We start from the raw sequence: 11,199 nt of genomic DNA, 5'->3' as shown, positions 1-11,199 counted from the left end.
TGGTCGCTCGCCTGCGGGAAGCTGTTTTTAGCCGGACGGTTGACTTACACCTGGGTTTTTTCTCCAACGAACGAAAAGGGAACCTGATTTCCCGTATTACAACCGACGTTCAGGAGGTGGAGAACTCCATTGCCAATACGTTATCGGCTGCCTCGAAAGAAGTGTTTCTGCTCATTGGTTACATTATTGCATTGTTGAGCATTTCTGTTAAGCTAACTCTGTTCGCCATTGTTGTTATTCCAATTTCGGGCGGCTTTATCGCTACGCTTGTCCGACGCATGAAGCGGGATGCGCAGGAAGGGCAGCAGCGTTTGAGCGGATTGGTCAGTTTGCTGGACGAGACATTTGGCGGCATGCGCGTTGTAAAAGGATTTGTAGCCGAAGGGTTTATTCTGGATAAATTCCGGCGCGAAAATGAAGGCTACCGTAACGCGATACGTTCGCTGGCTAATCGGCGGGAAATGGCTTCCCCATTTTCAGAGGTCATGGGCGTAGCGGTGGTTGCCGGGATTCTGCTTTACGGCGGTACGCTGGTACTAAATGGACAGTCGGACCTGACGGCGGCTCAGTTCATTGCGTACATTGCTATTTTCTCGCAGGTGACTCGCCCGGCCAAAGATATTTCCAATGCCTTTAGCGGCTCACAGCGTGGACTGGCGTCGGGTGAGCGCGTGCTTGAGCTGATTGACACCAAACCCAACGTTCAGGATAGGCCTGATGCGCAGACGCTTACTACGTTCCAGAATAAAATTTCGGTTCAGAACGTGTCGTTCGCGTACACTGCCGATGCACCGGTGCTACGTGATATTAGTTTCGAACTCTCGAAAGGAAAAACGATTGCCCTTGTTGGATCATCAGGTGGGGGAAAATCAACGATTGCCGATCTGATTCCGCGATTCTACGATCCAACAGCAGGCCGAATTTTAATCGACGGAATTGATCTTCGTGACTGCACGATGGCGTCGTTACGTGGCCAGATGGGAATTGTTACGCAGGAGAGTATTCTGTTCAACGATACTATTTTTAACAACATCGCGTTTGGCAGTGCCGCATCAGAAGCCGACGTAATGGAAGCCGCCCGAATTGCCAATGCACATGATTTTATTATGGCGCAGCCCGATGGGTATGAAACGATTATCGGCGACCGGGGTGGAAAATTGTCGGGAGGCCAACGTCAACGTATCAGTATTGCCCGCGCTATTCTGAAAAACCCACCGATTCTGATTCTTGACGAAGCTACTTCCGCCCTTGATACGGAGTCAGAAAAACTCGTTCAGGAAGCGTTAACGCGCCTGATGACGAACCGGACGACGCTCGTTATCGCCCACCGACTCAGTACGATTCAACATGCCGATGAGATTCTGGTTGTCAATCAGGGACGTATCGTTGAGCGGGGGCGGCACGATGAATTGCTGTCGATGGATGAAGGTTTTTACCGGAAATTAAACATGATGCAGAGCGTTTAAGCGCACCAGTATTTTGGTTTAATCCTTAACTTAGGCAAATCGACCGTAACGAACGATGTATCCAATGATAAAAGGAACGGCACTGGATTTATATCTGAGTAGGGGTTATTTTCGAATGCAACAGGACATTTTTACGTGCCAGTTTGTGCTTTTCGACGATAGGCTCTGTTCCGTGCACTGGTTACGTATCGTGTTGCCAAAGGTTACCTATGGACCAAAGCAACTAAGGCTTCTCCGCATCAACGAAAAGTTTTCAGTAGACGTAAAACCGTTTACATTATCGGGTGAAATCGAAGCTCTTTATTCACTGTATAGGGATTCTATCGATTTTGACGCGCCTGCGTCGGTCGAAGCGTGCCTGCTGGATGGAGCAACACAGTCTATATTTAATACATACGTTGTTGAAGTTCGGGATGGTGGCCAATTGATTGCGGCTGGTATTTTCGATAATGGCTCACGAAGTATTGCGGGCATTATGAACTTTTACCATCCGGATTATCGAAAACAAAGCCTGGGTAAATACCTGATACTGCAAAAAATAAATTATGCTCAACGCCAGCAGAAAATGTATTATTATCCGGGTTATCTGGTCAGAAACTACCCTAAATTTGACTATAAACTATTCGCCTGCGAGTCGGCTACTGAAGTTTTCGATAGCATGAGTGGTAAATGGCTTCCTTTCTCCTGGGAAACGGTAAATAGGCTAGCTGGCGATTAAGAGCAGTGTGTCAGCTAGCTTTTTTAGCATTATTTACTCACCGTGATTGTCCATTCCGGACCGCTAAAAATCTTGTACTTTTCCGAAAAACTCCCCTGATTAACGGCCAGCGAAAAATTTAACAGGCTATTGCTATACGCTACGTCCTCGCCAAGAGGAGCTTCCCCGAACGTATTAACCCACCGGACCGACTTGTCGTAAAGGAGTTCATCATTTTTGAAAATCTGAATACGTAACGCTGCACCCGGCTTGACCCCCAGTTTTTCGACCAATGTTTTAGGAATATTACTCCACACATTACCGTACTGAACATCCAGTATCGGAATATTTCCCTTAACAACGCCATTGGCGTAATCGGCTTTCTGATAGGGTAAACGGACAACGTCGTTTGGTAGTTTTGGACCTACCTGATCAAAACGGATGGTGTGCGAAGCCAATCGGGCAGCTGTATACGCATACACGTCACGCCCGTGGAAGGTGTACGATTCATTTGAGTTTCTGCGTCGATTGATCGCTTCATTGATTTGGCGGATTTCACGAATACCCACATGTTCGGCGAGTAACGTTAGTGTGCCATTATCAGGCGTTACTACGTAGTGTCCTGAATTCGTCAGCATAACCACAGAATGCCGTTCAGTACCGACGCCCGAATCGCAGACGGAAACAAATACGGTTCCTTTCGGATAATACGGAACCGTCTGGTGGAGTCGGTAAGCCGCTTCCCAGATGTTATACGCCGGAATTTCGTGGGTCAAATCAAACAGTTTGAGGTTGGGCGATACGTCCAGTGCTACGCCTTTCATGGCCGAAACGGCTCCGTCCTTTAAGCCAAAGTCAGATTGAAACACGACAATACCGTTCTGTGCCTTAGCTAATGGTTTTACGAAAAGGGCCAATAGAATAAATCCATAAACGATACGCATAAGACCATACTTAAAGTTGTGACGAACGATGGGATTTTAAAACGAATGCTAAATGCAATAGCACCTGTCGAGCCAGCTTAGTAGTCAAGTGATTTCAAACTGGTAAAAAGCAGAATGCTTATGCCCGCTTTACTAACAAGGTCGATAAGAGTAAAACTAATGTGAATCCAACTGAAATCAATAGGAGTTACCGTCAGAAAATAACCCAGTAAATAAATACCCCAGCACGTAGCCGTTGTCTGAGCTGCCAGCCGGAAGGTGCGTTGAGAAACAGGTTCGCTATTTGGACCGTATTGTTTCCAGAGCCGATAGAGCGCAAAAAGAACGAATACGTAGTCGATTGTCGCAATAAGGCCCCAGGTAACTTTCATACTAGCCTGGATCTCATTATCAAATGAGAGCTGCTGATGGCCTATATAACTCGCAAAAAATAGGAACGAAGCGGACATCAATAAACCGGCAAGCGTTCGTTTGATATCGGCTAGCCGTACGTTAAGCACTGAAACGATTTGAATAAGCAGCAGTGGAGCTGTTATAAACCAGTCGATGTATCGAAATTGTCCAATCTGGTTATACGATTCGCGAAGGAGCGTCAGTCGATCATCAGGATTCGTTACCGAAACTAGCTCAGCCAGCGTATCGCGGTAGTAGGATTGAATCAAATAATAAGAGAGTCCGGCTATGGCTGCAATAGTGGCGGCTAAAGCATACCTGACACGTCGATCGGAATGGCTGTTTGGGAGCAGCGCCGAAGCAAAAATGAAATTACCGGCAAAAACAAACATGGCCACGACTAAGAAAAAGTACGTGACCATTGGCAGAAGTCCAACAGTACCGGCTGTTGGAATAAACGTATGGGTTACTTCCATGAATACAGTAATGGTCGGCCTGAATATACGGCCATTACTGTATTCATGTTGAAATGCACTTTATTATTTAGGCTGTTGCGCTTTCATAGTAGCGATTTGCTGCTTGGACTTGTCGACCATTTGCTGTGCATACGCTTTCAGCGTCGCGTTGTTACCGTACTGCAAATACGTAGTAGCCATGTCGATCGCATCTTGGCGCTGATCCATCAGCAAGGTTGAAAAGTTTTTGTCCAGGTCACTCGTCAGTTTATCACTGGAACCGGTTTGCTGCAGCTTCAGGCTCATCGCTTCCACGTTTCTGCTTTGCGCCTGCGTATAAGCCTGACTCGGACGCGTTGGTTTGAGTTGTCGCATGGTTGCGTCTATTTGCGTAATGTCGGCTTCAATTGTTGGGAGCATAGTTTTCGCCATGTTCACCATATTCGGGTCCTTGCCATTCTGAATTTCTGCTTTCAGCAAATCCTGTATGCCTTGCGTGTGTGCTTTAGCCTGGAAAGCGTAGTCAAAATCGGGATCGCCAGTTGCTACCAGCTTTTTCAGTTTTGTAATGCTCTGCTGTAACGGAGTCAGAAGCATTGATTTGGCAGGATCAGCAGCCGTTGTGGCGGCTGTAGAGCCGGTAGATGTCGATTGCGCACAAGCGGCCAACGAACTGCCAGAAAGTAGGGCAACCACTGCCCAGATGGATAGATTGGATTGTAGCGTTTTCATAGTAGGAATTTTTTCGTCGGGCTCCGCGCCAAATTTGGTACGAAGCCTAGTGTTAAATTAAGGTTGTTACGTACTAAAGACAAAAATGAACAGAGAAGGTTTATTTATGAGTACGTTGATTTGTAGGTTTTTATGCCAGAATATATTTTGCCCTTCAACAAAAAAGGGCCTTAGTGGCCCTTTTGATAATAAAACAATAAGGAAAATTACAACCGGATAATCTCAGCGCCAATAGCATTCAGGCGTGTATCGATGTTCTGATAGCCCCGGTCAATCTGTTCGATGCTGTCGATAATGCTGGTACCTTTGGCCGACATAGCCGCGATCAATAGCGCAACTCCCGCCCGGATATCTGGCGACGACATGCGAATCCCTTTCAGCGAAACCTGACGATTTAAGCCAACAACCGTAGCGCGGTGTGGATCGCAGAGAATCATCTGAGCCCCCATATCGATCAGGTTGTCCACGAAAAACAAACGGCTTTCAAACATTTTCTGATGAATCAGCAAGGTTCCCTGCGCCTGTACAGCCGTAACGAGCACAATGCTGAGTAGATCAGGTGTAAAGCCGGGCCAGGGTGCATCGGCCACCGTCATCATCCCCCCGTCCAGGAACGTATCGATCTGATAACGCTCCTGTGCCGGAATGAAAATATCATCGCCCCTGAATTCCATTTGGATACCCAGCCGCTTAAACTGATCCGGGATGATACCTAATTCCGGAATTCGGCAGTTTTTGATTGTAATCTCAGACTGAGTCATAGCGGCCATGCCGATGAATGACCCAATTTCGATCATATCGGGCAGCATCGTATGCTCGGTCCCTTTCAACTCAGTTACACCTTCAACAGTAAGCAGATTTGAGCCGACTCCCGAAATTTTGGCCCCCATCGAGTTAAGCATCTTACTCAATTGCTGAAGATAGGGCTCACAGGCAGCATTATAAATGGTGGTGGTGCCCTCGGCCATTACGGCAGCCATCAATACGTTAGCCGTACCCGTTACGGACGCTTCATCGAGAAGCATGTACGTACCCCGCAGATTGCTGGCGTCAACCTGATAATAACCACCATCGTTGGCGTCGTAATTAAACTGAGCACCTAATTTTTCGAAACCCAGAAAGTGCGTATCTAACCGCCGACGACCTATTTTGTCGCCACCAGGACGGGGAATACGTCCTTTTTTGAAACGAGCCAGCATTGGCCCTAGCAGCATAACCGAACCACGGAGGGCAGCGGCCTTACGTTTATAGGTTTCAGATTCCAGATAATCCAGATTAACATCGCTAGCCTGAAACCGGTAAGCACCTTCGCCAATTTTTGTTACCCAGACGCCTAAATCTCCCAGCAAATCAATGAGTTGATTGACGTCACGGATATTTGGAATATTATAAATCGTAACGGGTTCTTTGGTCAATAATACGGCGCAGAGAATCTGCAGGGCTTCGTTTTTGGCGCCCTGTGGAATGAGTTCTCCTTTTAGTTTGCGCCCTCCTGTAATTTGAAAAGATGCCATTTAGGAAATAAATAAATGAAGTAAAATGAATCTTGAAGAGTAAAAAATGAATGATCGCCTAACGATACGTAAAGCATTATTCATTTTTTACTCTTCAAGATTCATTAAAAAGCTTACCGTCTCCGACGTTGTCCGTCGTTTCGGTTGTTGCCAGGCCGCGGGCCTTGTTGGCCACCATCCCGGTTACCAAAATTGCGGCCGTTATCGTTGCGGTTACGTCCCTGCTGGCCGCCATCCCGCCGGTTACCAAAATTTCGTTGCTGGCCTAAATTGTTATTCGGGCGCCCCTGATTTGGTCCCGAACGCTGGTTTCCATCGCGGTCATTACGGTAATTAGGAGTACGCTGGGGCTGATCGCCAGTGCGCTCTCTCGGCGTCGATTCGACAAGACCCTGCTCCCGAATCAATTTAATATCTTCGTAAAGTTGCCCGTCTGAAAGCTCGACAAGACTCTGATAGATCGTTTCGTCCTCAACGGATTCTTTATTCCATGCCTGATAAAATGTGCGCATCAGGCGGGTGAGGTAGGAAACAAAGGCACGCCGTTCGTCAGCATCTTCCAAAGCGACAGCTTTGGCAACTAATAAATCGACATTACGGCCGAAATGTTTAAACTTCAGATGATGCGTATTATAAGGAACCCTTTGCGGTTTTTTGCCAAGCGCTTCTTCTGATGGCGGAGGATAAGGGCTATCAACATCTAACGTAAAACCAGACATGATGTATAGGTCATCCCACAACTTGTTGTAGTAATCCTGCCCGTCCTTCATGTTGGGGTGGATTTGCCGCATCAGCTCAATCAGGATGTGTGCGTAGCGGGTACGCTTCTCCCGATCTTCAATGTTGACCATGTTGTCAACTAGCTTTTGGATACTACTGCCGTATTCTTTCAAGAGCCTTGCTTGATTTATAATTGTAAAGAACAAAAGTACGAAGAAAGAAGCAGGGGACAAGGGCTATGAACACGCTACGTTCGTAAGCGGAAGCCCATTAGAAATAGTACCTTTGTCGCCTTAATTCTCTTTATCCTATGCTTGCTGCTCCACGTTCCTGGCTGTCTATCTATCGCACAGAAATTGCGGATACACTCCGGTTAAGCATTCCAATTATTATTGCTCAATTAGGCGTTGTCTTGATGGGGGTGACGGATAATCTGTTTGTCGGACGTTTGTTAGGCGCGGTGTCTCTGGGTGCGGCCGGACTGGCAAATTCTTTGTCCTTTCTGCTGTCCGGAATTGGTGTTGGTGCTTTACCAGTGGTGGCGGCTTTGGTGTCGAAGGCCCGTAGTCAGAACGACCCCGCTACGATTAACCGTTTGTTTCGTGCAGGCTTACAAGTAGCTTTATTATTAAGTGTTACGTTAGGCGGTTTATCTTTAGTGCTAGCCTATAATTTTGATCTGTTTGGGCAGACGCCTGAGGTGACGCGGCTGGCTCGTGATTTTATGCTGATTCTAAGCGCGTCAGTTCTGCCTCTGTTAATTTTTGTAGCTGCTCGTCAGCTCTGCGATGGCCTTCGCTATCCGCGCGTAGCTATGGCGATTACGCTCTCTGCACTACTTATCAACGCTGTTTTTAACTACGTATTGATTCAGGGTGTTGGGCCATTTCCGGCGCTGGGGCTAATGGGTTCGGCCCTTTCTACGCTCATATCAAGAGTATTTATGGCCAGCGCAATGCTGCTGTATATTTATAAAGCGGAGCGTTTTAAAGCTTATATGCAGCCCGATTTTCGTTCGTTGCCCACGACCGGTGATGTCTGGACGATTTTGCGGCTTGGGGTTCCGGGTGGTCTCACGTTTTTCTTTGAAATCGCTACGTTCTCGCTGGCTGTCGTTATTGTGGGCTGGCTTGGCGAAGATCAGCTGGCCGCCCATCAGATTGCTATCAATATGGCGTCTGTTACGTATATGATGGCAACAGGCATCTCGTCGGCGGCAGCCATTCGGGTTAGCGCAGCGGTTGGCCGAGGTAGCCAGGAGGGCGTTTTAAAAGCGGGGATAGCAGCTTTCCTATTGTCGGTTAGTTTTATGAGCCTGGCGGCTCTGCTCTTCCTGACAGCGAATGACTGGCTGGTTACACTCTATATCCGTGATAGTCCTGCCGTTATGACAATCGCAGCTTCGCTGGTAATTATGGCTGGCTTCTTTCAGTTATCGGATGGAGTTCAGGTGGTAGCGCTGGGCGGATTACGAGGCTTGGCGGATGTAAACGTACCAACGTTGATCACGCTGTTTGCTTACTGGGTTGTTGCGTTGCCGTTGAGCTACGTACTGGCTTTTCCGTTTAAGATGGATGCCATTGGCGTCTGGATTGGTTTGCTGGCTGGTCTCACAATGGCGGCCGTGCTGCTAACCTGGCGATTTTTCCGGAGAGTTAAGCGAACAAATCTGCCCACGCAAACCGGGCAGGAATGGACTGCGTCTGCTGTATAAGCGTTACGTTAGCGCATACGCTCCAGCAATTCCGACCGCGTTGGTCGGTCAGTCATCAATTCATAAGCAATGCCCTCATTGTCGAGATGATTCATAAAGGATTGATAATTGTCTTTTTCAATTGAGAAGACAAGCCAATTGTCGTAAGGTTCATTGAACAGTTCAACTTCGGTTAAGAGAGCGCGTTTTTGCAAAGCCTGATATTGAGCCGTTTCAAGTGCGTTCTGTTTGATAAGGAAATACCACATAAAGAGAGAATCTTACTGTACCTTTAAAACGAAAAACCCGCGCAACAGTTCGATGCACGGGTTTTTACGTATTACAATCTAATGACCTATTTGTTCACTGCCAGAATGTAATCGGCCAACACTAAGCCTGCTTCATTCAGATACAGATCTTTTTTCTTCTTGGGAGCATTTGGCGAAGGCGTTCCCGTTTCATCAACCGGAGCACTTACCTGCGATACTTTACTTGCCGCAGCCCGTTTTCGTTCGGCTTCCTCGCGCTCTTTCCGGCGTTTCGTCTCCTGTAATGAAACAACGGTGTTTTCTTTCGCCTTCTTGAAATCAGCCAGGTCTTGAGCTAACTGCTTCAGTTCGGGGTCAGATTTAAGCCGCTGATCGAATCGGTCGCGCAGGCGAGCCAGAATTTTATCATCAATGCCTCTTGACTGTTCATAGCGAGTCGAGTTAATCTGATCCCAGGGTAGCGCGCTTTTTTGAGAACTTTCACCGTATTCTTCTGCTGAAAAAGCCGACGGCAACTCAATATCGGGCGTTACACCTTTGTGCTGTGTGCTGCTTCCGTTAATCCGGTAAAATTTCTGAATCGTCATTTTTACCTGACCAACTTTCTCGGGCTCTTTGGGCAACCATCTGTTCAGATCAACCAACGTTTGTACGGTTCCCTTACCAAAGGTCTGGCCACCGATAATTATGCCACGTTTGTAATCCTGAATAGCCGCTGCAAAAATTTCTGAAGCTGATGCGCTGAAGCGGTTTACCAGAACGGCCATTGGCCCATCGTACGTAACAGATGGATCTGGATCGGTATAAACTTCGGTTTCGCCGGTCGATTCGCGCACCTGCACAACTGGACCTTTCGGGATAAATAATCCTGTCAGATCAATGGCTTCAGTAAGCGAACCACCTCCATTGTCCCGCAAATCAATGACAATACCGTCAACTTTATCCGCTTTCAGCTCGTCAATAAACTTCTTTACATCGCTGGTTGTGCTGCTGAACCCTTGTTCGTGCTTGCGGGCACCTTCAAAGTCGCGATAGAACATTGGAATATTGATTACCCCAATTTTGAAAGCCTTTCCATTGTCCGAGACCTCAATTACTTCCTTCTTAGCCCGTTGCTCTTCCAGTTTTATCTTTTCACGTACCAGCCGAATTTCTTTTGGCGGGGCACCTGCCAGCGCATCCGGTGATACTACGTGTAATCGAACTACGGTTCCTTTTGGACCTTTAATAAGCTTGACGACTTCATCGACCTGCCAGTTCATCGTATTAACGATTGGACCATTATCGCCTTGAGCGACACCGGCAATTTTATCGTTCACTTTAAGCAAATTGCTTTTGAAGGCAGGCCCGCCAGGCAGAACACTGGTGATTTTGATGTAATCTCCATCTTCCTGAAGCATAGCACCGATCCCTTCCAGCGACTGGCTCATCTCCTGATTGAAACGATCCGCGTTGGTCGGAGAATAATAATTAGTGTGTGGGTCAAGCGCTTCGGCAAACGAGTTCATATAAATCTGGAACACGTCGTCGCTTTTTATCCGATTTAGAGCTTTGTCGAGATTAGTATAGCGCTGCTTCATGGTTACCGCCACTGCACTATCCGATCGATTGCCCAGCCGCAACTCTAACTCCTGATTTTTTAGAATTTTCCGCCACAAATCGTTCTGTTCTTCGACAGTTTTAGGCCAAGGGGCTTTTTCCCGGTCCGTATTAAAGTTTTCGTCGGCCGTGAACGTAAAAGGCGTATTTAATTGGGACTTAATGAATTCACTACGTTCCTTATACCGCTGGCGAAAAATATTATACAGATCAAAAGCGGCCGTCAGGTCTCCATTGATCAGCGCATCGTCAATCTGATAACGATATTTCTCAAAGGCCGCTACGTCAGATGCTAACAGGTATGTTTTGTTACCATCAACTTCCTTGAGGTAATTGTCCCACACAACCGACGACAGCGAATCATTGAGCCGTACCTTACGGTAGTGGTATTGGGTTAATATTTTAGCCACCAGGGCCTCCACTTTCTCCTGTGAGATGGACGGCTTTAAATCATCTGCGGCCGATGAGATGGGCGACATTTTTCGCGTTGCGCCATTTAATGCGGACGCTCCCGAAGGCGAATCCGGCTGAAAGCTCAGCATCAGCACGGGCACAAGGGTTACCAGATACTTCTTCATCTATACTACCCAGGTTAATTGTGGCTGAACGATTGAGTAATTGAGTGTACGTTCTTTATCAGTTACATATTTTTCACTCGGTTACTCAATCGCTTAGTCCTCATTGTTTAACAATATCAAGCAACTCTACGTCGAATAC

The 11,199-nt window shown here is 47.2% G+C and carries 10 protein-coding genes; 3 read left to right on the top strand and 7 right to left on the bottom strand.

The window, feature by feature from the left end; genetic code table 11:
- A partial coding sequence (locus tag ACOJS8_RS04960) for an ABC transporter ATP-binding protein (protein WP_420147424.1) occupies positions 1-1,466 on the top strand: 1,466 nt, incomplete at its 5' end.
- Positions 1,467-1,533: 67 nt separating this feature from the next.
- Entirely contained in the window at positions 1,534-2,184 is a 651-nt protein-coding gene (locus tag ACOJS8_RS04955; RefSeq protein ID WP_420147425.1) for an arginine-tRNA-protein transferase, read from the top strand.
- Positions 2,185-2,213: 29 nt separating this feature from the next.
- On the opposite strand, the gene ACOJS8_RS04950 is transcribed toward ACOJS8_RS04955, so the two are convergent.
- The 5 genes from ACOJS8_RS04950 to ACOJS8_RS04930 form a co-directional block, all read right to left on the bottom strand.
- Positions 2,214-3,107: an SAM hydrolase/SAM-dependent halogenase family protein gene (locus ACOJS8_RS04950; protein ID WP_420147423.1), complete on the bottom strand. Its 894-nt coding sequence runs from the start codon at positions 3,105-3,107 to the stop codon at positions 2,214-2,216.
- 77 nt (positions 3,108-3,184) lie between these two features.
- The gene (locus ACOJS8_RS04945; RefSeq protein WP_420147422.1) at positions 3,185-3,976 is read right to left on the bottom strand and encodes a bacteriorhodopsin; all 792 of its coding nucleotides are present in this window, start codon (positions 3,974-3,976) and stop codon (positions 3,185-3,187) included.
- A 63-nt stretch (positions 3,977-4,039) separates the two neighbouring features.
- Positions 4,040-4,687: a DUF305 domain-containing protein gene (locus tag ACOJS8_RS04940; protein ID WP_420147421.1), complete on the bottom strand. Its 648-nt coding sequence runs from the start codon at positions 4,685-4,687 to the stop codon at positions 4,040-4,042.
- 206 nt (positions 4,688-4,893) lie between these two features.
- Positions 4,894-6,201 carry a UDP-N-acetylglucosamine 1-carboxyvinyltransferase gene (gene murA, locus ACOJS8_RS04935; RefSeq protein WP_420147420.1) on the bottom strand — a complete coding sequence of 436 codons (1,308 nt, stop codon included), beginning with the start codon at positions 6,199-6,201 and terminating at the stop codon, positions 4,894-4,896.
- 113 nt (positions 6,202-6,314) lie between these two features.
- Positions 6,315-7,094, bottom strand: a complete 780-nt coding sequence (locus ACOJS8_RS04930; protein WP_420147419.1) for a DUF4290 domain-containing protein — start codon at positions 7,092-7,094, stop codon at positions 6,315-6,317.
- A 137-nt stretch (positions 7,095-7,231) separates the two neighbouring features.
- On the opposite strand from ACOJS8_RS04930, the gene ACOJS8_RS04925 reads away from it, so the two are divergent.
- A complete protein-coding gene (locus tag ACOJS8_RS04925) occupies positions 7,232-8,635 on the top strand; it encodes an MATE family efflux transporter (RefSeq protein ID WP_420147418.1) in 1,404 nt (467 codons plus the stop codon).
- 8 nt (positions 8,636-8,643) lie between these two features.
- On the opposite strand, the gene ACOJS8_RS04920 is transcribed toward ACOJS8_RS04925, so the two are convergent.
- Together ACOJS8_RS04920 and ACOJS8_RS04915 are read right to left on the bottom strand one after the other, a co-directional pair.
- Positions 8,644-8,883 (bottom strand): hypothetical protein, encoded by a 240-nt coding sequence (locus ACOJS8_RS04920; protein WP_420147417.1) that lies wholly within the window; start codon positions 8,881-8,883, stop codon positions 8,644-8,646.
- Between the two features lie 86 nt (positions 8,884-8,969).
- Positions 8,970-11,060, bottom strand: coding sequence for a carboxy terminal-processing peptidase (locus ACOJS8_RS04915; protein ID WP_420147416.1), 2,091 nt, complete (start codon positions 11,058-11,060; stop codon positions 8,970-8,972).
- Positions 11,061-11,199 lie beyond the last annotated feature (139 nt).

This window comes from Spirosoma sp. (assembly GCF_048594605.1).
GTDB lineage: Bacteria > Bacteroidota > Bacteroidia > Cytophagales > Spirosomataceae > Spirosoma.
The sequence above is the reverse complement of the archived record's forward strand: the minus strand, read 5'-3'. Positions and strand labels throughout refer to the sequence as shown.

Bases quoted from the DNA above. Each gene is read 5' to 3' on its own strand.
- ACOJS8_RS04940 (WP_420147421.1), bottom strand. From the start codon at position 4,687: ATGAAAACGCTACAATCCAATCTATCCATCTGGGCAGTGGTTGCCCTA.
- ACOJS8_RS04945 (WP_420147422.1), bottom strand. From the start codon at position 3,976: ATGGAAGTAACCCATACGTTTATTCCAACAGCCGGTACTGTTGGACTT.
- ACOJS8_RS04925 (WP_420147418.1), top strand. From the start codon at position 7,232: ATGCTTGCTGCTCCACGTTCCTGGCTGTCTATCTATCGCACAGAAATT.
- ACOJS8_RS04950 (WP_420147423.1), bottom strand. From the start codon at position 3,107: ATGCGTATCGTTTATGGATTTATTCTATTGGCCCTTTTCGTAAAACCA.
- ACOJS8_RS04920 (WP_420147417.1), bottom strand. From the start codon at position 8,883: ATGTGGTATTTCCTTATCAAACAGAACGCACTTGAAACGGCTCAATAT.
- murA (WP_420147420.1), bottom strand. From the start codon at position 6,201: ATGGCATCTTTTCAAATTACAGGAGGGCGCAAACTAAAAGGAGAACTC.
- ACOJS8_RS04915 (WP_420147416.1), bottom strand. From the start codon at position 11,060: ATGAAGAAGTATCTGGTAACCCTTGTGCCCGTGCTGATGCTGAGCTTT.